This is a genomic window from Parabacteroides sp. PM6-13 (genome assembly GCF_029892605.1).
Lineage (GTDB): Bacteria > Bacteroidota > Bacteroidia > Bacteroidales > Tannerellaceae > QVMG01.
In genome coordinates this window covers 167,741-194,285 of sequence record NZ_JARXWF010000005.1, presented here as the reverse complement: position 1 = coordinate 194,285, position 26,545 = coordinate 167,741, and the positions used below count along the sequence as shown (strand labels likewise).

General features: G+C 47.2%; 21 protein-coding genes and 3 tRNA genes. 15 read left to right on the top strand and 9 right to left on the bottom strand.

Going from position 1 to position 26,545, the window contains the following annotated elements:
- Window position 1: 1 nt before the first annotated feature.
- Complete coding sequence (locus tag M2134_RS06920; RefSeq protein ID WP_280750553.1) at window positions 2-664, bottom strand: Crp/Fnr family transcriptional regulator; 663 nt, start codon at window positions 662-664, stop codon at window positions 2-4.
- A 113-nt stretch (window positions 665-777) separates the two neighbouring features.
- On the opposite strand from M2134_RS06920, the gene M2134_RS06915 reads away from it, so the two are divergent.
- The 5 genes from M2134_RS06915 (at window position 778) to M2134_RS06895 (ending at window position 7,212) form a co-directional block, all read left to right on the top strand.
- Window positions 778-1,626 carry a 4Fe-4S binding protein gene (locus M2134_RS06915; RefSeq protein WP_280750552.1) on the top strand — a complete coding sequence of 283 codons (849 nt, stop codon included), beginning with the start codon at window positions 778-780 and terminating at the stop codon, window positions 1,624-1,626.
- 26 nt (window positions 1,627-1,652) lie between these two features.
- The gene (gene hcp, locus M2134_RS06910) at window positions 1,653-3,284 is read left to right on the top strand and encodes a hydroxylamine reductase (protein ID WP_280750551.1); all 1,632 of its coding nucleotides are present in this window, start codon (window positions 1,653-1,655) and stop codon (window positions 3,282-3,284) included.
- Between the two features lie 128 nt (window positions 3,285-3,412).
- Window positions 3,413-3,739 (top strand): cupin domain-containing protein, encoded by a 327-nt coding sequence (locus M2134_RS06905; protein ID WP_280750550.1) that lies wholly within the window; start codon window positions 3,413-3,415, stop codon window positions 3,737-3,739.
- A gap of 152 nt (window positions 3,740-3,891) precedes the next feature.
- A complete protein-coding gene (gene pheT / locus M2134_RS06900) occupies window positions 3,892-6,348 on the top strand; it encodes a phenylalanine--tRNA ligase subunit beta (protein WP_280750549.1) in 2,457 nt (818 codons plus the stop codon).
- 135 nt (window positions 6,349-6,483) lie between these two features.
- Window positions 6,484-7,212 (top strand): YebC/PmpR family DNA-binding transcriptional regulator, encoded by a 729-nt coding sequence (locus M2134_RS06895; protein WP_280750548.1) that lies wholly within the window; start codon window positions 6,484-6,486, stop codon window positions 7,210-7,212.
- Between the two features lie 104 nt (window positions 7,213-7,316).
- Here the strand turns inward: M2134_RS06895 and tsaB are convergent, their stop codons facing one another.
- A complete protein-coding gene (tsaB, locus tag M2134_RS06890; protein WP_280750609.1) occupies window positions 7,317-8,024 on the bottom strand; it encodes a tRNA (adenosine(37)-N6)-threonylcarbamoyltransferase complex dimerization subunit type 1 TsaB in 708 nt (235 codons plus the stop codon).
- A gap of 110 nt (window positions 8,025-8,134) precedes the next feature.
- On the opposite strand from tsaB, the gene M2134_RS06885 reads away from it, so the two are divergent.
- The 3 genes from M2134_RS06885 to nadD all read left to right on the top strand — a co-directional run bounded on the left by M2134_RS06885 (window position 8,135) and on the right by nadD (window position 10,204).
- Window positions 8,135-9,007 carry a YicC/YloC family endoribonuclease gene (locus tag M2134_RS06885; protein ID WP_280750547.1) on the top strand — a complete coding sequence of 291 codons (873 nt, stop codon included), beginning with the start codon at window positions 8,135-8,137 and terminating at the stop codon, window positions 9,005-9,007.
- Window positions 9,008-9,080: 73 nt separating this feature from the next.
- Entirely contained in the window at window positions 9,081-9,650 is a 570-nt protein-coding gene (gene gmk / locus M2134_RS06880) for a guanylate kinase (RefSeq protein ID WP_280750546.1), read from the top strand.
- On the top strand, window positions 9,647-10,204 hold the full coding sequence (gene nadD / locus M2134_RS06875; protein ID WP_280750545.1) for a nicotinate (nicotinamide) nucleotide adenylyltransferase: 558 nt from the start codon (window positions 9,647-9,649) through the stop codon (window positions 10,202-10,204). Before gmk ends, nadD begins: the two co-directional genes overlap by 4 nt.
- Window positions 10,205-10,214: 10 nt before the next feature.
- Here nadD and M2134_RS06870 read toward each other — a convergent pair whose 3' ends face one another.
- From M2134_RS06870 to M2134_RS06840, 7 genes are all read right to left on the bottom strand, one after another.
- Window positions 10,215-11,876 carry a hypothetical protein gene (locus M2134_RS06870; RefSeq protein ID WP_280750544.1) on the bottom strand — a complete coding sequence of 554 codons (1,662 nt, stop codon included), beginning with the start codon at window positions 11,874-11,876 and terminating at the stop codon, window positions 10,215-10,217.
- Window positions 11,877-11,893: 17 nt separating this feature from the next.
- Complete coding sequence (locus M2134_RS06865; protein ID WP_280750543.1) at window positions 11,894-13,033, bottom strand: DUF4249 domain-containing protein; 1,140 nt, start codon at window positions 13,031-13,033, stop codon at window positions 11,894-11,896.
- 14 nt (window positions 13,034-13,047) lie between these two features.
- Window positions 13,048-14,196, bottom strand: coding sequence for a DUF4249 domain-containing protein (locus tag M2134_RS06860; protein ID WP_280750542.1), 1,149 nt, complete (start codon window positions 14,194-14,196; stop codon window positions 13,048-13,050).
- A gap of 13 nt (window positions 14,197-14,209) precedes the next feature.
- Window positions 14,210-16,954, bottom strand: coding sequence for a TonB-dependent receptor (locus M2134_RS06855; protein ID WP_280750541.1), 2,745 nt, complete (start codon window positions 16,952-16,954; stop codon window positions 14,210-14,212).
- Window positions 16,954-17,670, bottom strand: a complete 717-nt coding sequence (locus M2134_RS06850; protein WP_280750540.1) for a hypothetical protein — start codon at window positions 17,668-17,670, stop codon at window positions 16,954-16,956. Before M2134_RS06850 ends, M2134_RS06855 begins: the two co-directional genes overlap by 1 nt.
- A 200-nt stretch (window positions 17,671-17,870) precedes the next feature.
- Window positions 17,871-19,250 carry a DUF1080 domain-containing protein gene (locus tag M2134_RS06845; protein WP_280750539.1) on the bottom strand — a complete coding sequence of 460 codons (1,380 nt, stop codon included), beginning with the start codon at window positions 19,248-19,250 and terminating at the stop codon, window positions 17,871-17,873.
- An 80-nt stretch (window positions 19,251-19,330) separates the two neighbouring features.
- The gene (locus M2134_RS06840; protein ID WP_280750538.1) at window positions 19,331-21,685 is read right to left on the bottom strand and encodes an ABC transporter permease; all 2,355 of its coding nucleotides are present in this window, start codon (window positions 21,683-21,685) and stop codon (window positions 19,331-19,333) included.
- A gap of 474 nt (window positions 21,686-22,159) precedes the next feature.
- Between M2134_RS06840 and M2134_RS06835 the strand changes: the two genes are divergently transcribed.
- The 7 genes from M2134_RS06835 to rpmB all read left to right on the top strand — a co-directional run bounded on the left by M2134_RS06835 (window position 22,160) and on the right by rpmB (window position 26,529).
- On the top strand, window positions 22,160-23,470 hold the full coding sequence (locus tag M2134_RS06835) for a DEAD/DEAH box helicase (RefSeq protein ID WP_280750537.1): 1,311 nt from the start codon (window positions 22,160-22,162) through the stop codon (window positions 23,468-23,470).
- Window positions 23,467-24,732, top strand: a complete 1,266-nt coding sequence (locus tag M2134_RS06830; protein ID WP_280750536.1) for an amidohydrolase — start codon at window positions 23,467-23,469, stop codon at window positions 24,730-24,732. The genes M2134_RS06835 and M2134_RS06830 overlap by 4 nt, the downstream gene beginning before the upstream one ends.
- A gap of 203 nt (window positions 24,733-24,935) precedes the next feature.
- Window positions 24,936-25,754 (top strand): purine nucleoside phosphorylase I, inosine and guanosine-specific, encoded by an 819-nt coding sequence (locus M2134_RS06825; RefSeq protein WP_280750535.1) that lies wholly within the window; start codon window positions 24,936-24,938, stop codon window positions 25,752-25,754.
- Window positions 25,755-25,825: 71 nt separating this feature from the next.
- Window positions 25,826-25,898, top strand: a tRNA-Gly gene (locus M2134_RS06820).
- Window positions 25,899-25,948: 50 nt separating this feature from the next.
- Window positions 25,949-26,030 (top strand) — tRNA-Leu (locus tag M2134_RS06815).
- 11 nt (window positions 26,031-26,041) lie between these two features.
- Window positions 26,042-26,125 (top strand) — tRNA-Leu (locus tag M2134_RS06810).
- 164 nt (window positions 26,126-26,289) lie between these two features.
- Window positions 26,290-26,529 (top strand): 50S ribosomal protein L28, encoded by a 240-nt coding sequence (rpmB, locus tag M2134_RS06805; RefSeq protein ID WP_280750534.1) that lies wholly within the window; start codon window positions 26,290-26,292, stop codon window positions 26,527-26,529.
- Window positions 26,530-26,545: the final 16 nt, after the last annotated feature.

Genomic DNA, 26,545 nt, shown 5'->3' with positions numbered 1-26,545 from the left:
TTTACCCCAATAATTCTTTTAGGTCATTGTATCGTAAGATCTTTCCTTTTCCCGCTTCAAACTCAATGATACCATCGCGAGCCATCTCGGAGAGGGCTCTTGAAAGGGATGGACGTTCTACGCCAAAATACTCGGCAAGCGAGGCAATGCTACGTCCCAGTTCAAAATGTCCGTTTTTATCCTGTTGCAGGATGTGATAGGCTATTTTAGCCTTAATACCTTTTTGAGAAAAGATCTTCAGCCTTTCGGATAGGAACTGTACCCGGTTGGCCGTAAAAGCCATAAAGCCTCTGAGGAATCCGGGACATTTGGCCATCTGCTTTTCAATAGACGATTTACTGATCAGTATCACTTCACAATCCTCCATCGCGGTCACCTCTACCGGAAAACGGTTATTGTCCGCGAAGATAAAGGCCGCGGCTAAGGGGTAAGGTGCTGTTATCTCTTCTACGGAAACCGTCAGCCCTGATTGGGAAATGATTTCTGTTTTCACTTTCCCTTTTGTCAACATATACAGGCTGGATATGCGATCGCCTTGTGACGCGACCAATTCGCCCCGCTTATAGCTCTTTACCGTATGGTCGATGGCACAACTTATCTTCTCAATCTCTTCCGGAGATTTGTTCCGACAGATGGTACAGAAAAACAGCAAGTCCTGATTCATAAAGTCTATTTTTTTTACAAAGATAGGCATAATAAATAGGAGGAATGTAACGAATGTTACGATTTCTCTCTCCGCATCCCTGTATGTTTGCAAAAGAATAAGGAGAAAATACAATGAAAAGAACTGTCATAAAAATAGACGAAGAACGGTGTAATGGTTGCGGTATTTGCGTGAGTGGCTGTCATGAAGGAGCCTTGCAACTGATTGATGGAAAGGCACGGATGATTAGCGATCTGTATTGCGACGGTCTGGGGGCTTGCATCGGCGACTGCCCTGTTGGAGCGATAGATTTCGAGGAACGCGAGGCAGAACCCTACGATGAAATAGCCGTGATGGAGAGGCTTGTCCCTAAAGGAGAAAAAACAATCCTGGCTCATCTCTCTCATTTGAAGGCTCATAATGAAACAGCGCTTTTGGCGCAAGGCCTTCGTTACCTGAAAGAACATAACATAGAAATAAATATACATATGGAAAATAATGAACAAAAGGACAGCTGCGGGCAAGCCTTTGCCTCGTGTCCGGGAAGCCGGGAGATGTCGTTTGCCCCGGTAAGGCCGATCATGTCAACCGGTCATGTGCCTTCAGAGTTGAGGCAGTGGCCTGTGCAACTTCATCTATTGAATCCCCAAGCCGGGTATTTCCGGAACGCGGATGTTGTATTGGCTGCCGACTGTACGGCGTATGCCTATGGTGGTTTCCATGATCGTTTCTTGAAAAACCGCGCGTTGGCTATCGCCTGCCCGAAACTTGACACGAACAAGGATGTTTACGTATCGAAGCTTGCCGAAATGATTGATGGAGCGCAGATTAACACCCTGACAGTGGTTATAATGTCGGTTCCCTGCTGTGGAGGATTGTTGCAACTGGCTAAAATGGCTTTGGAACAAGCCTCAAACAAAGTGCCTGTGAAAAAGGTTGTTATAAGTATAGAAGGAGAAATAATAGAAGAAAACTGGATATAAACAATTAAAACCAAAAAATGATGAACATGTTTTGCTATCAATGTCAGGAAACAGCACAGAACAAAGGCTGTACGATGAGAGGTGTATGCGGAAAGACTTCCGATGTGGCTAACCTACAGGATTTATTGATATTCCTCTTGAAAGGTATTTCGCGTTATACGGTAGAAATGCGCAAGAAAGGGATAACGGTCTCGGTGGAAACCAATCACTTTGTGATGGAGTCGCTCTTTATGACGATTACCAATGCCAATTTCGATAAAGAGCGTTTTGTGAAGCGCATCCGCGAAGCGATCGCCCTGCGCGATAGGCTTGCCATAGAGGCGGGAGACACCACGGTTGCTTGCGATTGTATGACCTGGAAAGGAGAGAGCTTGGAAGAGATGGAGGCGAAGGCAGCTACGGTTGGAGTCCTTAAAACGGAAAACGAAGATGTGCGTTCACTCCGGGAATTGCTGACATACGGTGTGAAGGGGATGGCTGCCTACGCGGAACATGCCGTCAATCTGGGCTTTGACGATGAGGCTATTCATATCTTTATGCAAGAAGCCCTGGTGGCTACCACCCAAGAGCTTTCTGCCGAAGAGTTAACTGCCTTGGTTTTGAAATGTGGCGAATATGGTGTGAAGACAATGGCATTGCTCGATAAAGCGAACACCTCTACCTATGGCAATCCGGAAATAACCAAAGTGAATATTGGTGTGCGAAATAATCCCGCCATATTAATCTCCGGCCACGACCTGCGCGATATGCAAGATCTGTTGGAACAGACCGAAGGCACGGGTGTGGATGTGTATACCCACAGCGAGATGCTTCCGGCTCATTACTATCCGGCATTTAAGAAATACAAGCACTTCGCGGGTAACTACGGTAGCGCCTGGTGGCGTCAAAATGAAGATTTTGAGTCGTTCAATGGTGTTATCCTGTTTACGACCAACTGTATTGTGCCCCCTCGTTCTACCTCTACGTATGCCGATCGGGTTTATACCACAGGCGCTTCCGGATTTAACGGCTTCACGCACATCGAAGACCGTAAAGAGGGGCAAGCGAAAGACTTCTCCAAATTGATTGAGCATGCGAAACGCTGCAAGGCTCCTACTGAAATCGAGACAGGGGAAATTATCGGCGGTTTTGCTCACGAGCAGGTATTCGCCTTGGCCGATAAGGTGGTCGATGCTGTTAAATCAGGGGCTATCCGTAAATTCTTTGTGATGGCGGGTTGCGATGGACGCATGAAGAATCGCAGCTATTATACCGAATTTGCCGAGAAGCTTCCGAAAGATACGGTTATTCTTACTGCGGGCTGTGCCAAATATCGTTATAACAAATTGCCGTTGGGCGATATAGGGGGTATCCCACGCGTATTGGATGCCGGACAGTGTAACGATAGCTATTCGCTTGCGCTGATCGCATTGAAGCTGAAAGAGGTATTCGAATTGAATGATGTGAATGAACTGCCCATCGCCTATAATATCGCCTGGTACGAGCAAAAGGCCGTAATTGTCCTATTGGCTCTGCTCTCTTTAGGGGTGAAAAATATTCACTTAGGCCCGACCTTGCCGGCATTCCTTTCGCCGAATGTAGCTAAGGTGTTAATCGATAATTTCGGTATTGGAGGAATCACCACGCCGGATGAGGATATGAAAATGTTTCTGGGATAATTTTATAGACGAAGCGCATGGGCAAAGCTGTCGATGCGCTTCGGCAATTTTGCCCATGCGCTTCAGCAGGCTTGCCGATGCGCTTCGTCTATAAAAAACTCCCTGTACAAATACAAAAAAGTAGGATTATGAATGAATTATTTGAAAAAGGAGCCATTCTGAATATGGCGGAAATGATTGACTACTCCGCGGGTGGAGTTGTCAGCAAACAGGTATTAAAGAACGATGCGGGAAACATCACCCTTTTCTCTTTCGATAAGGGGCAGGGGCTGAGTGAACACACGGCGCCGTTTGATGCCGTAGTAGAAATTCTGGACGGCGAGGCTGAAATTGTGATAGGCGGTAACCCCTTGCTTTTGACAGCCGGTCAAACCGTTATTATGCCCGCCCATATTTCACATGCGCTATTTGCCAAGCAGCCCTTTAAGATGCTACTCACGATGATTAGAGGGTAAAACGTGTAGGTCCTTTTTATACAATTTCGCGGAAGGGGTGAAGAGGTCAGCCTTGGAGTACTTAAATTAGAGGATAGTTGTGGCTGTTTCGGTAATAATTTGTATTTTTGCGCGTCAAAACAAGACACGGTTTTAGAACAAATTATAACGCGATGAATATATCTTATAATTGGCTGAAAGATTATCTGGCCTTCGATTTGTCACCCGAGGAGGTGGCTGACGCGCTTACCTCTATCGGTCTGGAGACCGGTGGTGTGGAAGAAGTACAAACCATCAAAGGCGGTCTGGAGGGTCTCTTTATCGGAGAGGTATTGACCTGCGAGGCGCATCCCAATTCCGATCATTTGAGTGTAACGACCGTATCGGTTGGCGGAGAGGAACCGTTGCAGATCGTTTGTGGTGCCTCCAACGTGGCTGCCGGACAAAAGGTGGTCGTGGCTGTCAACGGCACGAAGCTCTACAAAGAGGAGGAATCCTTCACCATTAAAAGATCGAAGATTCGTGGTATCGAGTCCAACGGGATGATCTGTGCGGAAGATGAAATCGGTATCGGAACCGATCATGCCGGTATTATCGTGCTTCCTGCCGACGCGGTGGTAGGCATGCCTGCGAAAGACTATTATAATGTCCAAAGCGAATATGTGTTAGAGGTTGATATCACTCCCAACCGGGTGGATGCGACTTCTCATTTTGGCGTGGCTCGTGACCTGGCGGCTTACCTGAAACAGAACGGAATGCCTTCGGAACTGAAGAAACCGGCTGTTGATGCCTTCCGGATCGAAGATGCTTCGCCGGCGATCGAGGTGGTGGTAGAGAATACCGAGGCCTGCATCCGTTATTCAGGTGTCAGCATCAAGGGGGTAACCGTGAAGGAGAGCCCTGAGTGGCTGAAGAACCGCCTGACATTGATTGGCTTGCGCCCAATCAATAATGTGGTGGATATTACGAATTTTGTATTGCATGAAATGGGACAACCGCTTCATGCATTCGATTATAATAAGATAAAAGGTGGGAAAGTCATCGTAAAGACTATGCCTGCCGGTACCAAATTTGTGACACTGGATGAGGTGGAACGTACATTGACCGAAAACGATCTGATGATATGCAACGCCGAAGAGGCCATGTGTATCGGGGGAGTCTTCGGAGGACTGGATTCAGGCGTAACGGAAGCAACGACCGATGTATTCCTGGAATCGGCTAACTTCAACCCCTCGTGGGTGCGGAAAACCGCGCGTCGTTTCGGATTGAATACCGACTCCTCGTTCCGTTTCGAAAGAGGACTGGATGCCGGCAATACGATATATGCTTTGCAGAGAGCAGCTCTGTTGATACAAGAGATAGCCGGAGGAGTTATATCCGGCGAACTACAGGATGTCTATCCGGTGCCGGTAGAACCTTATAAGGTCGACCTGGCTTACGCCAAAGTGAACAGCCTGATCGGCAAAGAGATCCCTACCGAAACGGTGAAGAGCATCCTGACGAGCTTAGAGATGAAAATCGTTAGCGAAACACCCGAAGGCGTGTCGATCGAAGTGCCGGTTTACCGGTTCGACGTGCAGCGCGATGTGGATGTGATCGAAGATATTCTGCGTATCTACGGATACAATAATATTGAGTTTGGCGATAATGTGAAGTCGAACTTGAGCTATAAGACACAGACCGACCGCAGCTACGAACTGCAGAACCTGGTGTCCGAACAGCTTGTTGGTGGCGGATTCCATGAGATCATGAACAACTCCTTTACGCCGCGGGCCTATTACGAAGCATTGGAGACCTATCCGGCAGACCGTTGCGTGATGCTGCTCAATCCGTTGAGTACCGACCTAAATGCCATGCGTCAGACATTGCTTTTCGGAGGTATGGATAGCATCGAACGAAATACGAAACGCCGTAATAGCAATATCCGCTTCTTTGAGTTCGGAAACTGTTATGAATTCAACGCGGAAAAGAAAGATCCCGAGAAGGCGCTGGCTGCTTACAAAGAGGACTATCGCCTGGGTATCTGGTTGTATGGCAACCGCACGGAAAACAACTGGGCGCATCCGAATGAGAAGCTGACGGTTTATGAATTGAAGGCGTATGTAGAAAATATACTGAATCGCCTGGGCGTGCAAAAGGTGATCTTTGGTAATCTGACCAATGATATCTATGCGGCCGGGTTAAGTATCACCACCGGCGCAGGCCGTGTATTGGGTTCACTGGGTATTGTTCAGCCCAAACTCTCACAGGCCAGAGACCTCGATGGCGAAGTCTATTTTGCCGAGCTGTTCTGGGATGCCTTGATCAAAGAGACGAAGAAACACAAAGTGTCGTTTGCGGAAATATCGAAATTCCCTGCCGTGAAGAGAGACCTGGCGCTGTTGATCGACAAAAAGGTGTTGTTTGCCGAAATAGAAAAGATCGCCTATGAGAGCGAGCGTAAGCTGTTGAAAGAGGTGACCTTGTTTGACGTCTACGAAGGCAAGAACCTGCCGGCGGGCAAGAAATCGTATGCCGTAAGTTTCTTCCTGCAGGATGTCGACAAAACATTGAACGACAAACAGATTGACGCGATCATGAAGAAGATCCAGACCAATCTGGAACAGAAACTGGGAGCACAACTACGTTAAAAAAAATATGAATTATGAATTATGAATGATGAATTTGAACGAAGTAAAAAAACGCTTAGTGAAGCGTAAAGCAACGGTCAATTGTCATTTATAATTCATAATTCAACATTCATAATTCATAATTAAAAAAAACATATGGGAAGAGCGTTTGAATACCGGAAAGCTAAGAAGTTTAAGCGTTGGGGTAATATGGCCCGCGTATTTACCAAGCTGGGAAAAGAAATTACGATGGCCACCAAAGCCGGCGGTCCGGATCCGGATAGTAATCCGCGCTTGCGCGTGTTGATGCAACAGGCCAAGAAAGAGAATATGCCGAAGGAGAACGTGGAACGCGCGATCAAAAAGGCTACCTCCAAGGACTATACCGACTATAAAGAGATGAACTACGAAGGATACGGTCCTTTTGGTATCGCTATCTTCGTGGAAACGGCAACCGATAACACGACACGTACGGTGGCCAATGTGCGCAGTTACTTCAACAAACATGGAGGTTCACTGGGTACAAGCGGCAGCCTGGAATTTATATTCGACCATAAGGTGATCTTCCACGTGGTGAAGAAAGAGGGTGTTGAATTGGAAGAGCTGGAACTGGAATTGATCGATTTCGGTGTGGAAGAGGTAGAGGAAGACGAAGGCGAAATCATTATCTCCGGTGAATTCTCTCAGAACTCAGCCATTCAGAAATACCTGGAAGATAACGAATTCGAGATCAATAGCGCGGAGTTTGTGCGTATCCCCAACGACTACAAGGAGGTAACCGCCGAACAACGGGAGACATTGGATAAGCTTCTTGAAAAATTAGAAGAAGACGAAGACGTTCAGAACGTATTCCACAATATCAAGGAAGACGATTCGGAAGAGTAAAGAGTTCTTTTTCCTTAAGGTCTTTAAGGTCCTTAAAGACTTTAAAGACTTTAAAGACCTTAAAGACCTTAAAGACCTTAAAGACCTTAAGGACTTATAACCCTTTATTTTTTCAAATCACCTAACACCTTATTACGGGCAATGGTTGCCTGAAACTCTTTCAGATAGAAGGGCTCGAAGTAGGCGACATCCACAAATCGTTTTTCCGCAAAGGCTTTCTCCGCCAGCGGGATCATATGAACAGCCAGGGGATCCATACCATCCAGGAAAATAGCCTTGGATGAGGTAATGATCTCCTGGCATTTTTTTGCGCCATTGCCAAAGAAACACACCTCTGTCTTTTCCAAGTAATCCGCATAGCTTTCGGCGGTGATAATCTCCGCTTTCACTGGTTCGACCGGCGTGAGCTTCGCGTCATAGAGCGCCGAATAGACCTCCATCCGGCGGGCATCGATCATGGCGCAATAGAGAGCGCCGGAGTCTGCCGCATGACTATGGATGGCTGTATAGGCTAAAATATCAAGCGTAGGGATAGCAATCAGCGGAACATCATACCCAAAGCACAACCCTTTAGCTAAAGAAACGCCTATGCGCAAGCCGGTATAGGAGCCCGGGCCGCTGCTGATGGCTACGGCATCCAGCTTTCCGCCCTGCTTTTTTATCTCTTGCAAGGCCTCTTCTACATAAACACCTGCCAAGGCGGCGTGTGAAGGCCCTTCCAGGGAGAACTTCTCGAATAAGACCTGCCCTTCGTGCGAGAGGGCAACAGAACATACTTGGGTGGATGTCTCTATATGTACGATCATAAATATTTCTTTTGGCTGCAAACAATGGGTTAAAACAGACGCAAAAGTACAAAAACAAACGCTTTAGCACGCAACTATCGGTAGAATAACCTATTTTTGCATAAATTTTATGCACCATGATACAATCCATGACCGGGTTCGGAAAGGTTACAGCCGAACTCCCTTCCAAAAAAGTAACTGTAGAGGTAAAAGCGTTAAACAGCAAACAACTCGATCTGTCGACACGTATACCGTCTGTCTATAAAGAAAAGGAGATGGAGATGCGCTCTCTTCTGTTGCAATCGCTGGAAAGAGGAAAGGTTGAATTTAATATTTTCATTGAATATATCGGGAAAGATCTTCCTACACGTATTAATTTCCAAGCGGTAGAGAGCTATTACAATCAGATAAAGGAGATATCGAAAACTTTGGGTATTGCTGAGCCTGCTGACTGGTTTCAGTCGATCTTGCGGTTGCCGGACTCTATTAAGTCCGAGATTACGGAATTGGATGAGGCGGAATGGGCTGTGATCCTGGACACGGTGAAAGCGGCTATCAAGCAGTTGCAGGAGTTTCGTATGCAAGAGGGTGAAATGTTGTTTAATCTGTTTGAAAAGAAGATTGGCAATATCGGCCTATTGGTTTCGGAGGTAGAGAAGTATGAAGGCGAACGCATTGAAAAGATCAAGGCGCGTATCATGGAAAACCTGGAAAAGGTGGTCGAAAAAGATTATGACAAAAACCGCTTTGAACAGGAGATGATCTTCTACATCGAGAAACTGGATATCAACGAAGAAAAGACCCGCCTTCGGAATCATTTAAGCTACTTCCTGAAAACGATCCGCGAGGGTAATGGGCAAGGCAAGAAGCTTGGCTTTATCGCGCAGGAGATAGGACGTGAGATCAATACCTTGGGTTCTAAAAGCAATCATGCGGAGATGCAACAGATCGTGGTGCAGATGAAAGACGAACTGGAACAGATCAAGGAGCAGATATTGAACGTGCTTTAATTGATAATTGATAGTTGATAATTGATGCCCTGCTAAGCAATTTTTAATTTTTAACTCTTCATTCTTCATTCAAATGACTGGCAAGCTAATTATATTTTCAGCCCCATCGGGCTCGGGTAAGTCTACCATCATTAACTACCTGCTTCAACACGAAGAGCTTCGTTTGCGTTTCTCTATCTCAGCCACCAGCCGCGATCCGCGGGGGGAGGAAAAGCATGGGGTAGAGTATTACTTCATGACGCCCGATGCCTTCCGCTTATCGATCGAGAAGGGAGAATTCCTGGAATATGAAGAGGTGTATACGGATAAGTTTTACGGCACCTTGCGCAGCGAGGTGGAACGTATTCTATCGGATGGCGACAATGTGATATTCGATGTAGACGTGGTCGGCGGATGCAATATCAAAAAGCAATACGGCGACGAGGCCTTATCCATCTTTATTCAACCGCCGCATATCGATGAGTTGCGCCGTCGGTTGGAATCAAGAGGCACAGATAGCCCGGAAACAATCGAAAACCGCGTTGCTAAAGCGCAGTTTGAATTAAGCTTCGCGCCCCAGTTCGATGTCGTTGTTGTCAATGACGACTTGAAACAGGCGCAAGAAGAGGCCTACCGCATTATCAAAAACTTTGTAAACGAATGATCCGCACAGGTATCTTTTCCGGTTCTTTCAATCCGATACATATCGGACACCTGGCGCTTGCCAACTGGCTGTGTGAGTTTGAAGAGCTGGAAGAGATATGGTTTCTTATCACCCCACAGAACCCGTTGAAAGAGCGGAGTGAATTGATAGATGATGCTCTTCGCCTGGAGATGGCAAAAGCCGCTACGCGAGACTATCCGGCCTTTTTCGCCAGTGACTTTGAATTCCATCTGCCTCGTCCTACCTATACGATCGACACGCTTCGTTCCTTACGGAGGCAACATCCTGAGCGCTCTTTCCATTTTATCATGGGAGCCGATAACTGGACTAATATCCATCGTTGGAAAGAAAGCGAGGCGTTATTGCGCGATTTCCCTATCTTGGTCTATCCCCGGTTGGGTTATGAGGTGGTTATTCCGGCGCGGTACCCCCATATAAAAAAGGTAGAGGCACCCCTGCTGGAGATATCATCTACCTTTATTCGTCAATCCTTCCAAAAAGGGAAGGACGTACGCTTTTTCCTTCCTGAGGCCGTACGTCCTTATTTCTTATAAATTCTCTCTCTTATTTTACTTCCAGGGTATGTGTCGCGGTGTATACCGTGCCCTCTTTGCTTATTCCCTCTACCGTCACCAGGTATTTGCCCGGCACATCGGAGGTGTAGAAAGGCAATGTGATTTCCTTTTTCGCTTCACTCTGCAAAGCGGGTTCCCACAATAGGGTATGCCGGAAGTCGGGCATGCGTTCGGAAACCTCCTGCTGATCGTACTTGGGAGCATAGAAATAGCGATACGCCTGGCTGCCTTCGTAATCGAAGATGCGGGTCGATTCACCGAAGGTGATACCCGGATAGTTATAATTATAAGACCAAAAAGCGATGATTCCTTCACAGATCTGCCCGCCAAAGAGATAGCGTCCCAGGTAGAGATCGACCTTGCGGATATGCAATGGATTATAGTCGACAAGCAGGTTGTGATCCACTACCGGAATATTATCAAGCAATACCAGTGTCTGCCCTGTCGCAAACCGATCCATTCTCTCTGTCAGGAGGTTGAATGTCTTCGTATCACCCGTTTTACGAATGCGAGCTGCCAGGATGAACTCCACAAAGAGGTCTTCCATAAATTGGAAACGGGTATATTCATCCAGGAGATATTCTTTGTATGGCTTATAATTGAAATAGGGAGGTAGCTTCTCCACCCGGCTCAGCGAATCGGCGGTATAGGCTTCCGTGATCTGTACACCCAGGCTCCGTTCCTCCAGGTAGTCATGCCAGAGACTGTTTATCAACAAAGAGGGATGCTCCTTCTTTTGATGGATGGCAAAAGGCGAAAGCAGGTCAATCTGATATTGCTTAGTAGAGAAGGAAGAGGCTACCGTAGCTACTTCTTTCTTTCCGGTAATCCGATGTGTATGGAATGATACCTTTCCCTTTTCGTCTACCTTGCCACCGTAAACCTGAATATCTTTTCCGGGGAAAGAGAGTAGGGGAGCAAGCAGTTCGCCTGGTACTTGTTCGTTTGTCGCCTGATCTATAACGCGTCCTTCGATGATGGCTCCCTCATATTCCGGCAGGAACTCCTTTTGCAATGTGTTGCGAGGCACATTCCGCAAAGCTATTTTCCAATCAGCCATAGAAGACGAAGAGTCAAATAAAGGATCTATGCCGGCTATCGATACCACCATCGACAGATCCTCGGCCGGTAAGTTGGTGATGGTTAATTCGCCTTTTTCCCGTTTGCCATACGAAATGCGATTGGTGGATAATGATCCGTTAGCGATCAACCGTTTATCTGTTTTTTCTGTTTCACCCTCTTCTTCAACGACCACCGTATTCTCATCTCTCATATACGGATTAATAATCCCTATTGTCTTTTCAAAGAAAACCTCGTTTCCTTCGTTTCGCATATGGCGGGTATAGGCTATTAAGCGGTAATAGCCTGTCGACAGCATGGGCGACAGCTCCATCCATCCGGCACCGGCGCCATCCCGGATATCGAGCTTCACCTGCACTTCCGACAACGAATCGGTTACCAGCTCCACATAACCGATCTTACTGAAGTCCTGTAACCGGCCATCCATATCTGTTGTAAACATTTTCATCCACAACAACTCGCCTGCCATATAAAGCTGTTTGTCGGTCTGCAAATAAACCCGTTCACGCGTTTCCGCGAACAGCGTACTCACCCATAAAACGAAAACCAAAAGGATACTGTATTTCTTCATAACATCTGTTTTTATGCTTAATAATGATTCGTAGGCCAGAAATCAGGCCTGTTTTTTGTGCCACCGGCTTCCGTACAATCGACACAACGCAAGCGGGCATAAGTGAGCTCTACCTCCGGTATATAGACCTTTATGCCAAATCCTTTCGAATAGGCGTCGGCAAAAGAGAAAAACACCTCGTCCGAGGGTACGGAACAATCTAATATAGGGGGTAAAAGAACCTCATGGGCGGGGATATACAAACGTTCTCTCTTCTCTACAGAAGCGGCAAAATAACCGATTGTCGGGCGCTCCGGGTTCGTTATGCAGGCAATATTTCCCTTCATCTCTGTTGGCTGAGGCGCGAAAATACTACCGGTATCGTCGATGTTTTTTTGCAGATTACGGAAATAATCATAGGCTTCCGGTGAAAGAGCATATTGTTTGACCAGGATACTGTACAGGCTAGTGAAGCGATAGCCTCTTCCCTCTATCGTAAGCAATGTCTTGTCTTTGATGAGCGCGTCGGACAAGCGATCGGAGTTGCCCAGGATAAAGGCTTTGGAGTGATCCTTATTCCAGCAATAATATCGGTTGTCCGATGTGTATAAATCCATGTCTTCGATTAATTTTTCCTCTACGGGATCCCATCGGGTTGTCACGATATAATCGACTCGCATCTCCCAGTCTTCTTCATAGGCCCATTGGTAATAATGCTGCTTATTCGCCGGGTCGTGGGTGGTTACGTTGATTTTCACCTCCACATCCTCTGGCGAATAGACATAACTGACACTATCTATATCCGGCGTATATACAGGCGTGACAAAGTCAGACCGGTAAAGCTCCGAGCCGTCCCGGATCTCCAGGGCGTATTGTTCTCCCTCTTCAAAGGTGAAACCGGTATCCAACAGATAGATGCCTTTCTCTTCAGAAGCCGCGAGCGGCATATTCTTCCCTTGGGTGCTTAGGATAGATACATCGGCAGTCACCGGGTGGTAGATATCCTGATCTAACTCGATCGTGCGGCTTAGCTTAATCCGGGTCGGCGCGTATTCCAATAACATCCCTTCTACCACCAGGACACCGGTGGTCGATTCTACATTCTTCGGCTCGTAAGGTTCGATACAGCCTATTAGTAGAATCAATAAAAGAATGCCTGAAAAATTCACGATTTTCATATTAGACGCCTGGTTTAATAATGATTGTTCGGCCAGAAATCAGGTCTGTTTTTTGTGCCGCCCGCTTCTATACAATCGACACAACGCAAACGGGCATATGTTATATCTATCGGTGGCATATAGAGATCCAGTCCATACCCTTTCTTATACGCGTCCTCAAAAGAGACAAAATAGACATCTTCCGGTACCTCGCAATCTAATATGGGTGGCAAATAGACTTCATTCTCCGATATATATAAGCGTTTTCTCGTTTCAACCGAAGCAGCAAAAAAGCCGATTACCGGGGTGTCTGGATTTGTTATACAGGATATATTACCCGCCATTTCTGTCGGCTGAGGGGCAAATATGCTTCCGGTTTCGTCGATGTTTCTTTGCAGGTTACGGTAATAGTTATAGGCATCAAAGGGAATCCCATACTGCTTGACAAGGATACTGTACAGGCTACTAAAGCGATATCCTCTTCCTTTTATCGTATGCAACGTCTTATCCTTTATGACGGCATCGGATAAACGCTCTGAATTACCCAGGATAAATGTCTTGGAGACATCTTTACTCCAGCAATAATACCGGTTGTTCGATGAGCTTAAATCCATGTCGGTGATGAGCTTTTTCTCTATGGGATCCCACCTGGCTGTCGCTCTATATGTGCTTCTTACCTCCCAGTCTTCTTCGAATGACCATCGGTAATAATGTTGCTTATTGGCCGGGTCGTGGGTGGTTACGTTGATTTTCACCTCTACGTCCTCTTTGGAATACTCATAGCTTAAGCTGTCGATCTCCGGCGTATAGACCGGAGTGACAAACGCTGATTGATAATGTTCGGAGCCGATACGAATGTCCAGGGCATATTGTTCTCCCTCTTCAAAGGTGAAATCGGTATCCAACGTATAGGTGCCGGTCACATTAGAGGCAGAGAGTGATATACTCTTTCCTTGGGTGTTCACGATAGCAACATCGGCGGTCACCGGCTGGTAGTTTTTCTGATCTAACGGGATCGTGCGGCTTAGCTTGACCACCGTCGGCGCATCTTCTAACAACATCCCTTCGACCACCAGAAGCCCGGATGTCGGTATGATGTTTTTGGGTTCATAAGGCTCGATACACCCCTCCAGCAGCATCGCCAAGAGAGCGATCGTCAGTATATTTTTGAATAAAAGCTTCATGTCAACTGGTTTGTTAAAATTTTATATTGTAAGAGATATAAGGGATGGGCGAACCGAATATCGCCATTTTATATCCTTTTAGTTTGCCGTTTTCAGCTACATAATAAACCGAATAGGCATTCTTCCGACCGGTGAGGTTGTAGACCCCCAGAGAAATCGTGCTATGAGTCAATAGCGTTAAATGGTGGCTTGGCTCAATATTGATAGCCAGGTCCATGCGGAAGAAGTCGGGTATGCGGTATTGATTTCTGTCTGAATAATAGGCAAACTCTCCTCCCGCGTATTGATACTTAGAGGTAGGCAGCGTAATCGGACGCCCCGTGCTATAATCGCAATTCAACGAAACGCTATAGCGCTGTGTGAATTTGTAATTCCCCGCGAACTTGAACTCATGCGGTTTGTCATAATCCGCCGGATACCAGTCGCCGTTATTGATGGGCTTCTCAACCCGTGAGTCATTCTGTCGCAACAGGGTGCGCGAGAAAGCATAGCTGATCCAGCCATTCAATTTCCCTTGTGTCTTCTTTATCATCAACTCAACGCCGTAGGCCTTCCCCTCTGTACTCATCACGTCTGTTTCAATATGATGGTTCATGATCAGTTGAGCACCGCTACGATAGTCGAGGTAGTCTTTCATAGTTTTATAATATCCTTCGATCGATGTCTCGATCGTATTGTCGGAGAAGTTCTTATAGATACCGGCAGCCACCTGTAATCCTTTTTGCGGACGGATATTCTCATCGCTCAGCTTCCAGGTATCGGTGGGCGACATAATGGTCGTATTCGACAGCTTGTGAATGTATTGCTGCAGGGTATTGGCACCCAGCTTTACGGAGAAGTCCGAACGGAACGCGTACCGCGCCGATAGACGGAACTCAGGCGCGTGGTATGTTTTGAACCCCTTCCAGCCATCCACCGTCTTGGTGTCTACGATAGACGACATATCCGGTAGTTTCGTCGGGTCATAGAGGTTGTATGTCCGTGGTCCCATCGCGTTAAACATCGAATAGCGTACGCCTAAATCGAGTGAGAACTCCGGCGTAATGCTCCATCTGTCGGCCAGGTAGATAGCCGTTTCCAACGCGTGCTCTTCCTGCATCTTGTCTAAAATCACCAACGACTCATCCGCGTTCGGCCCATATTTGCCCGGGTTAAGCACATACAAAATGCCGCTCAGCCCGTAGTCCAACGTATGTTTCTCGGTCAGATAAGAGGTGAAATCCATCTTCAGGAATCCTTGGTTTATACCGAAGTCTAAGCGATAAGCGTTTGTCGGAGTCTCATTCGTCTCCGTCTCGTAGCTGTAGTGGTCATAACCTCCGGTGAGCGTGCTTGTCAATTTATCGTTGTAGATATGTCGCCATTTGGCGGAGAAATTCATATTCCCATACCCATACCGTTCGTCTTCATCGAAGTTGAAACGGTCATGGCTGTAATAACCGCTTAGGTAGAGGTTGTCGTTTTCTGAGAATTTATGATCTATAATCGCGTTCAGGTCATAAAATCCGGCACGTCCATTATTATATCCGCTCTTCTCCGGCAGCTTCTTCAGAATCCAGTCCGAATAGGTGGTTCTACCGCCCAGGATAAACGAGGTCTTCTTACCGATAGGCCCTTCTATGGTCGCCCGGCTGGTCAAGAGTCCCAGGCTTACCTGTCCGGTCAGCTCTTTCTTGTTTCCCTCTCTACCGTTTATCTCCAATACCGAAGAGATACGTCCCCCGTATTTTGCAGGAATAGAGCTCTTATACAGTTCGATCTCCTTCACCAGGTCGGGGTTAAACGCCGAGAAGAAACCGAACAGGTGGGTCGGGTTATAAATCGTTCCGTCGTTAAACAGGATCAGGTTCTGATCCGTTGAGCCTCCGCGCACATTAAAACCGCTGGATGCCTCTCCGACAGCCTTTACGCCCGGAAGCATCATCACCACTTTGATCACATCGACCTCCCCAAAGGCGGTCGGGATGTTTTTGATATCTTTTATCTGGATCCTCTCTACACCCAGCTTCGTGCTTTGAACACGCGCCAGGCGTTCGGAGGTGACAATCACCTCTTTCAGCGAGTAGACCTCTTCTTCCAGTTCAATATCCAGTTTCCCATTATTATAGATAGCCACCTGACGCTGCGTGTCTTTCAGGCCAATACCCCGGATCAATAAGCGATGGTGGCCGGGAGGCAGTTGAAGCGAATAAAAACCAAAGGCGTCGGTCGTAGCGGCAATCAGTGTTTTTTCGGTATAGATCACCGCGCCGATAATAGGTTCTCCCGTTCGGAAATCCGTCATGATACCCGTTAGTTGTATCTTTTCCGGAACATCGGTAGAGCGTTCGTCACCAATCGTATATAGTTTATTCTCGGACGTGGCTTTCTGCTCCAATGGGCTTAACAGGTAGTTGTCCGAAGTCGTACTATACGTTTTGCGTCTGTCGAAATAATCTTCCGACAATTCGGTGATCAGCTCCCTGTCTTTTAATACGAACAGGTATTTATCACCATACGAAGACACCTTGTAGTCGGTCGCTTCAAAGGCTTTCTTCAGAATCTCTTCCGGGGACGACTCCGTCATATCCACCGAGAGCAACAGCGAATCCATCTCCGCCAGGTTGCAATAGATCATATATCCACTTTGTTGTTCTATCGTTTGAAATAACCTTTCCGGTTCTATATTCTTTTCCCGGATACTGATCTTTTGTTGAGCCTCTCCGCTCATCCAGCAAAAAGCGAGTAATGCTATCGCTAATATTCGTGATCTCTTCATTACAAAATAGTTTCATAATAGTTTACAACTTGCACAATCGACTCCTCCCGCTTTTTCTTATTAAACTTCAGTTTATGTTGTTTAATATATGTCTCCAGCTCTTTTTTCTTGTCGGGGAAGAGTTTGAGTAGAGAGCTCTTCTTCGCCACCGGATGGCAAGTGCCCTCTTTACAGACATATATTTTTTCGCTCACCCGGAAGGTGTGTTCAAGCACCCGGTCGGCAATCTTTTCTTCCAGCGAAACAAAATAGCTCTTGATTATCGGGAACAGACCTTCGTGCAACAGGATATGGTAGTCGCCGGAAGGGGCATTTTTCAACAGATCGGTCTGTGATGGGATGATGGTCTGGCCATGCAATACCGCCCGGTTGAATTTCTCCTTTTCCAATACAATATTAAACGGTTTGCCCGGCATCAACACCACCAATTCGTCCCGGTGTATGTTCAAACGCATAGCGACCTGCTTGTATAATATATGATTATACCACAAATCACCCACAATAAATTCGGACGTTTGCCAATAGGGGTGGTTGGTCGGGTTTAGCTGGTACGCGCTTTCTTCTTTCCCGTTATAGGGAATCGCGAAATCGCCCAGGGCTTGTTGATACGTCAGGATTGTCTCCTCCTCGACCGGTCGGGTCGTGGTCGTTTGGGCGTTTACTGAGCCGGCAATAAACAGCGCGATTGCCGAGCATAAAAGAAGTTGTTTCTTCATACATATTGACTTGTTGCAACACATCGTGTGTGTATTACGCAAATTAAAATTAACAAATGTCGTTTTTATAATTTAACTTGATGCGTTTTATATCCTATTTTTTGTTAAAATATTGGCGAATACCCCGGTTATGGCTTTTCTGTGGTTAAGGTTGATTAAATAGGAGAGGGGGGATCTCTCCCCCCTCACCGGACTATCTATTATTTCAGCTCTTTGATTTTAATGCTTCGGAAGGCTACTTCGTCACCATGATCCTGCAATAGGATGTGTCCGGCAGCCGCTTCGCCGAAAGGACCGGCGGTGTTGTAAGCCGGTGCGGCATATTTGCTGCCTTTCACCGCTTCGCGGAAGGCTTCCGAACCGCGTACATATTCCAGGGTCTTGAAGCCGTTCAGCCAATGCTCTACCCGGTTGTCGGGATAGACCTTCAAAGTGGCCAGGTTCCATTGGTTTACACCGTTGAAACGTTTGTTTTCGGCTTTGATCATGTCGTAAAGGCTGGCCAGTGTGCGGCTGCCCGGTGTTGTGGTGTAGGCTTTGGCATCCGGGTGACGGCTATCGTCTAATAATTGGTATTCCAGACCAAATGCCGAACCTTTTTGTTTTTCCGATTCGGTTACGAAATACTTGATACCACTGTTGGCTCCCGGAGTGATTTTGAATTCAATCTGTAATTCAAAGGCGCTGTACTGATCTGTTGTCACAATGTCTCCGCCGTTTGTCGATTCGCCACCGTCAGATTTGTGCACGATCATCTGTCCGTCGGCAATTGTCCAGCCATGTTTCGGGAACTCTTCCTTGTGGGCACCGCGCCAGCCGTTGGATGTTTTTCCATCGAACAATAGCTTCCAACCATCAGCCGTTTCTGCTTCGCAAAGCGAATTGGGGATGCGGTTTACGGCAGGAGCCAGGCTTCCCTGCATTAGGGAATTCTGCAGGTCTTCCGTTTTGATACGGATATTGCGCCATTTAATCTCTTTGCCCTCTTTTTCATCACTGTTACCAATGCTATGCACCTGGAAAGCGATGAAGCCACTCAGGGTTTCTTCGTCGTAGAGGTTGGCGGTATTTACCCCGTTCAGCCAGATACGGATGTTGTTTCCGATGGCTTCAATGCGGTATTGATTCCAGTCATTCTTTTTGTAAGCCGCTCTTCCGGCTGCATTGTCGGTGAGCGTTACCAGCCAACCACGGCGTGCTTCGTCGTAGATACCACCGCTCCAGGCACGATCCGATGGATCCATTTCGCACTGATAACCATGCACACGCCCGTTGTTGTATTCCGGATAGCTTTCGCTGCGGAACTGAACACCGGAGTTAACAGCCGGATCACACCAGGTTTCAAACTCAAGAATAAAATCACCATAGGCGGCTTCCGTTGCCAGGAAGCTGTTGGGTTGTCCTTTGACCGATGTGCCGATGATGCAACCGCCCTCTACGCGATAGGGAGCCTGCCCGTTTAATTGAACAAAACCGGTGAGGTCTTTTTCGTTAAATAACTTTTGCCAGCCATCGTTCGGTTGACAACTGCTACAGAGCAAAAGAAGCGCTGCGGCGAATGTGCTGAATAGTGTCTTCATTTTTATAGATTAATTAATAATATGTGTTCAGTGTGTACGTGCACAAAGGTATATTATTTCTATTAAAATGAAGCGATATCTTACTCAGTTTTTATGCTGTTCACCGGATTATCATTGGCTGCCCGCCAGTTTTGGAAGGTTACGGTGCATATCGTAATGAACACGATAATGAAAAAGGCAACGACATAGACCCACGCGTACATCGGCGTACGATAGGCGAAATTTTCTAACCATCGGTGTACGGTAAACCAGGAGACAGGCGCGGCAATGACAAAACAAAGGCAAAGAAGCAACAGGTAGCTCTTGTTGAACATGATAAGAATCTGCTGTGTGGATGAGCCTAACACCTTGCGTACGCCAATCTCTTTCCGACGATAAACACTGTCGAACACCACCAGTCCGAAAACACCTACCATCGATATAAAGATCGCAATGATGCTAAACAGTGTGATCAACGAGGAGAGCTTTTGCTCTTTTTCATATAATTGATTGAACACTTCGTCGAAGAAACGCACATTGAAAGGATATTCCGCGTCGAACATTTTCACCGAAGCACGTACATGGCTCATGGCGGCTTTCATGTCGGCACCGGCTTTTACCTTTATATAGATGTTGTTTGGTTGGTTTCCCCAATTCTGCGTGCCCCACACATAGAAGGCCATCGGAACCACTTCGGAGCGGAACGAGGCAAATTTGACATCCGGCATGAAGCCGATAACTGTAGCACTGTCGATCATGGAGCCCAGTTCTATATCGTACATCTCTTTTGCTTTCTGGTTGAATACGTAGACGCCATGGCGGGTTTTGGCATCATCTTCCCGGAAGCCACGCCCTTCGGTTACTTCGATCTTCATCACATCCAGGAAAGAGGGATCAACCGGCAGGCATTGGTAATTGATCTGTTCGTCTTTATACCTCCGTCCCCATCCCATATACTGGTCGGAGCTCGACAGGAGCGGTTCGGAAAATGTTAGGTCATCGATGCCCGCGTGCGATTTGATCTGGTCGATAAACGCGCTTTTACTTTTGACCAGTTCGCCCGAGGTGTTGGAGATAATAACCTGCTCTTTGTCATAGCCCAGGGCGGTGTTTTGCATATACCAATTCTGCAGATACATAAAGAAGGAGGCAATAATAAGGGCAAACGAAGCCACAAACTGCACACTGATCAAGGCGTTTTTCAGGGTTCTCCCTTTGGGGGATAGGCCGAAACTTCCCTTCAGTACCAATGCCGGTGGGAAAGAGGTCATATAAATCGCCGGATAGATTCCGGCAATGAGGCCGGTCGCGAGCGCGATCAATAGGGTGCCGCCTACAATCGGAAGATGTTGCCCGATGGATAAAGAGGCTTCCAATAAGCTGGTGATAGAGGTGAACGGAAGGATGGCCAATATGCCTAACGCGATGAGGTAGGCCAACAGGCTGATGCCTACCGCTTCGAAGATAAGAGAAGAGCGTATGGTCGACGTATCACCACCCAATACCTTTTGCGTGTTAATGCTTTTGATGCGCATAGGGGTTAAGGCGGTACTGAAGTTGGTGAAGTTGATCGCCGCGATCACCACAATAATAATAGCGATAGCAAAAAGCACCAACAGGGTTTGCCGACTGGCTTTCGGGGTGGAGTCATACTTCGCGTCGGTCGTGAAATGGACATCCGCGATAGGTGTCATGCGGAAATTGAAACTGTTTTCCTCCCATGTAAAGTCTTTTCCCAGGATAGAAGGATCGGTCACCCGTATGAAGTTTTCCATCAATCCTGCGGCGTTCTCCGGCCGGTCGAGCCGGATATAGACGTTGTAATTCCAGTTGCCATAGTTGTTGATATTCTCATTTTCAGGAATACGTCGGATAATCGTGTTTTGAATGATCGAATTGTCTGGTATATCGCGATAGACACCGCCGACCGTTAACGATCCGTTTCTTCCTTTCAGCGTTTGATTAACCGCCGAACTGTTGCCAAACAGCTTCCGCGCCATACTCATCGGAATCAACACCTTGTTAGGCTCCGCAATCGATTGGCCCTCTCCCTCCAGGATGTCTAATGAAAAGACATCGACAAATTCCGGATAGACCGTAATTCCTTTTTCCTGAAAATGATGCAAGCTTCCCTCTTTTTCGATTGAAAAGAACATATCGCCACCCCAGGGATTCGCCAAGGCACCAGCCAGGATATGTGGTGATGATTTGATAAACAGGTCCGCCAAGGGGCGATTGATTATAGTCTGTGTTTCGCTGCCATGATCGAATTGGGCTTCTACCCGAAAGATACAATCGCCCTGGGGATGGTGCCGGTCGAACCCATTGTCGTAATCAACCTGGATCATAATAACCATAAACGCGACGAAAGCAATCGATAGTCCCAAAATATTCAGGAAGGTGGCCATTTTGAAGCGTTTGATAACGCTTAGAAAGTTGCGTAAGATAGTTTTCATATAGCTGTTTTTTATATTCGTTTTGTTAAAAAAGATACATCCGACCTTCTCAGGCAGGATGTTCCGTTCCTTTTCATTACCAAGGTAATGCATTTATGATGTTTTTATAGATACATCACGCTATTTAAACACACATCTTTATCCTATAGACGGCATACAATCCGAGACGTTGCAGTATCTGTGAATTATATTTCTTAATATGTGTTAATTAGGCTGATTTTTCGAAAACCCTCAACTTACGATTTAAAACTTCCGACCGACTTTTTGCGCAAAAACGCCGGGGTATTTTAAATTAGTCCCGCGAGTAACACTTTTTAACGTATGGATTTGTTACAAAAAAGCCCTTTTTGCTTACAATCCGTATTTTAACACTTTTGAAAAAAGAGGCTTCGGGCATCCTCAAAATAATATCTTCTTTTGGGTCGATGACTATTTAGCGTATATTTGTGCGTAGAATTAATCCATACGCTTTATATGGCAGAAAATGAAATGATTTCACGCGCCCTGACAAATGCCGGTATCGAGTCTTTGAATGAGATGCAACAGGCTGTGTTGGGTGCCGGTACGACCAAAGATATGGTGTTGTTGAGCCCCACCGGATCGGGTAAGACCCTGGCCTTTCTTTTGCCGTTGCTGACGGCGTTGACGCGGGAAGAGAAAGTAATACAGGCTTTGATTGTGGCCCCCTCGCGTGAGTTGGCGCTGCAGATCGAAACGGTATTACGTTCGTTGGGTACGGGCTATAAGGTGAACTGCTGTTATGGTGGACATCCCTTCCGTACGGAGAAGAAAAATCTGGAACATCCGCCGACGGTCTTGATCGCTACACCGGGACGCCTGGTGGATCATATCGAACGGGCCACGGTGAATCTCGATAGGGTGCACACGTTGGTGCTCGATGAATTCGATAAATCGTTGGAATTGGGCTTCCTCTCTGAGATGATAGAGATCCTGGCACATCTCCCGGCTCTGCGGCGGCGGGTATTGACCTCGGCCACCGAGGCGGTGGAGATCCCTGCGTTTACCGGCATAAAATCGCCTGTTCGTCTTTCGTTTCTGAGCGAAAGTCGGGAGACGAAGAATCTGACCCTACGGCAGGTACGCTCTCCGCAGAAAGATAAATTGGAAACCTTATATCGTTTGCTCGGAGAGTTGCAAGGTGAGTCTGCCCTGGTGTTCTGCAATCTGCGGGAGGCGGTCGAGCGGGTGAGTAATTATCTGACAGGCGAGGGAGTGGATAATGTGAGCTTCCATGGCGGCATGGAGCAGCCCGAACGCGAAAGGGCTTTGTCCTATTTTCGTAATGGCAGCGCGGCGGTGTTTGTGTCGACCGACCTGGCGTCGCGCGGCTTGGATATTCCCGATGTGCAACATGTGATTCATTACCATCTGCCTTTGAACGAGGAGGCCTATATCCATCGTAACGGACGCACGGCGCGTATGCATGCCTCGGGCAATGCCTATCTGATCCTGAATCCGGAAGAGACAGCTCCGGAATATATCGACCGTGAACCGGAGGAGTTCTTTCTGCCGGCTGTGGCCAAAAAGCCCGTTCCGTCGCCCTGGGTTACCCTCACGATCAACCGGGGGAAGCGCGATAAACTGAGTAAAAAAGATATTGTCGGCTTTTTGTTTCAGAAAGGAGGGTTAGAGAAAGAGGAACTGGGCGTGGTCGAAGTGAAAGAGAGCTGTTCGTTTGCTGCTGTGAAACGCGAGAAATACCGTTCGCTGTTAAGTCGCATCGAAGGCGAAAAAATTAAAAACGTAAAAGCCCGTTTCTCATGATACTATCCGATATATTAATCAAAAATGTATGGCTGTTCGATAAGGTGACCGATATATATATAAAAGGTAATCTTATTAAGCAGGTGGGCGAGCACCTTGCCGTGGATGCATCGCGGGTGATCGACGGGAGCGGCAAAGCGGTGATACCGGGATTGGTGAATACGCATACGCACGCGGCGATGACATTGTTTCGTGGTTTTGGCGACGATATGAAGCTGATGCCCTGGCTGGAGGAGAAGATCTGGCCCAATGAAGCGAAGATGACCGACGAAGATGTCTACTGGGGAGCTAAACTGGCTTGCCTGGAGATGATTAAGACGGGCACGACCACCTTTTTCGATATGTATCAACGCCTGGAGGCTACGGCACAGGCGGTGGAGGAGATGGGCGTTCGCGGGGTGTTGTCGGGCGTTTGCTTCGATCATTTCAATCCGGAGTTGATGCGCAAAGGCAAGCAGAAATTGCGCGAGCAATATAGTCGCGTCGGTTCGTTTACCGACCGGATCACTTATTCGTTGGGGCCTCATGCTATTTATACCGTGTCGGGCGAGATGCTTCAGTGGGTAAACCGCTTTTCGGTAGAGAATGGCTTGTTGATTCATCTGCATCTGGCTGAAACGGAGGAGGAAGTGGCTAATTCGCTGCGCGATTTCGGGCTGACGCCCGTGCGCTATCTGCATCGGTTAGGTGTGCTTTCGCCGCGTTTGATGATTGCGCATGGGGTGTATGTCGATGAGGAGGAGATTCAGTTATTGGCCGATCATGGCGTGAAGGTGGCGCATAATCCGGCGTCGAATATGAAATTGGGCTCCGGTATCCATTTTCGCTTTAAGGAGATGAAAGAGAAGGGTATTGCGGTCGGGATAGGAACCGATGGCTGTTCCTCGTCGAACAATTTAGATATGATCGAGGCGATGAAGTTGGCCTCGCTTTTGGGGAAAGGCTGGCGTAAGGATCCGGAGGCGTTGACGGCCGAGGAGATGCTGGAAGCAGCCACTGTTGTGGGGGCTTCGATTGCCGGGTTGAATGCCGGTCGGATTGCTGAAGGCTATTTGGCTGATTTATCTCTGATCGACCTGAAGATGCCTGCTTTTGCTCCGAATTTTCATTTTGTGTCTAATCTGGTCTATGCGGCGAACGGTAGTTGTGTGGATACGGTTATTTGCAACGGACGGATTTTGATGGAGAATAAAAAGGTGGCGGGCGAAGAGGCTATTCTGGAGAAAGCTTCGGAAGTGGCCTATCGGTTGATGGAAAGGTGAATGGGGGAGAAGTTAAAGAAGTTAAGAAGTTAGAAGTTAAAGAAGTTATATGAGTCAAAATACAAATAGTGGATCACTACCCCCGTTAGGGGTAAAATGTGAATAGCCCCGTGCGTAAGCGCGGGGTCAATGGATATACAAATCGTTGCGCCACGTAGTGGTGCTATATTAGGATATATACATTAAAAATAAAAAATAAAATCATGATAAAAACAGCACACTACAAAGAAGCCGCCGATTACATCCGCTTGCGGATAAAGGCTCAGCCGGAAACTGCCATTGTTTTAGGAAGTGGCTTGGGCTCGCTGGCGGATCAGATTGCGGATCCGGTGGTTATACCTTATAAAGAGATCCCGCATTTTATGACATCGACCGTATCGGGGCATAAAGGCAATTTTATTTGCGGTAAACTGGGCAGCCGCGATGTGATCGCCATGCAGGGACGCTTTCATTATTATGAGGGTTATACGATGCAGCAGGTGACCTTCCCCATTCGTGTGATGAAACTATTGGGTATTAAAAACCTGTTGGTGTCGAACGCTGCCGGAGGAATTAATACGTCGTTTAAGGTGGGCGATCTGATGATCATACGCGATCATATTAATATGCAACCCAATCCCTTGATCGGTCCCAATAATGAGGACTTCGGGCCTCGCTTCCCGGATATGACGCGTGCGTATGACCGTGAACTGATTCGTTTGATGGAGGAGATCGCCGATGAAGAGGGAGTGGCTTTGAAGAAAGGTGTCTATGTAGGGCTGACCGGCCCTTCGTACGAAACGCCGGCGGAGTATGCTTTTTATGGCAAGGCGGGCGGCGATGCGATCGGGATGAGTACCATTTCGGAGGTGATCGTAGCGCGTCACGCGGATATACGGGTCTTTGGTATGTCGGTTATCACAAATGAAGGATATCATTTTGCCGATGATTTTGTGAACGATGGTGCCGATGTAATCGTGCAGGCCAACCGTGCAGCGACCGTGATGACCCGCTTATTTACAGCGTTGGTGGAAAAAATCTAAAAAAACTGCGAAAAAACTACGAAGAAAGTTTTGTGAAAAAGAAAAATCACTCTATCTTTGCAGCCGTTATTGCGAAAGTAGCTCAGTTGGTAGAGCATAACCTTGCCAAGGTTAGGGTCGCGGGTTCGAATCCCGTCTTTCGCTCTGGCGTACAAGGGAGGTAAGAGGTTCTCCTTTTTTTGTGTATTGGAAATGCCCAGGTGGCGGAATTGGTAGACGCGCTCGTTTCAGGTGCGAGTGTCGCGAGACGTGCAGGTTCGAGTCCTGTTCTGGGCACCCCTTATGACGCGCAGGTGGTGGAATTGGTAGACACGCTACTTTGAGGGGGTAGTGCCGGTTACGGCGTGTGAGTTCAAGTCTCATCCTGCGTACAGCCTCAGATAACTATTTTTTTTCTTCCGCTTCTGTACAAGATGCTATGTTCCGGAGAAGGGAGATTTCTTATATGTATTTTCGGGTGAAAGTTGTATGCTTCAGTAAAAATGTATATCTTTGCGCCCTATTTGATTAGAAAAAGAATAAAATAAATAAAGAGATGTCTAAAGTTTGTCAAATTACCGGAAAAAAAGCAATGGTTGGCAATAACGTTTCTCACTCCAATCATCGGACGAAACGTAAATTCAATGTTAACCTGTTTACAAAAAAGTTCTACTGGGTAGAACAGGATTGTTGGGTTAGCCTCAATATTTCAGCCGCAGGGTTGCGTACGATCAACAAAGTTGGATTGGATGCCGCCATCAAACAAGCCGCTGAAAAAGGTTTTTTAAACGCATAATGTCGGAGGAAATAGA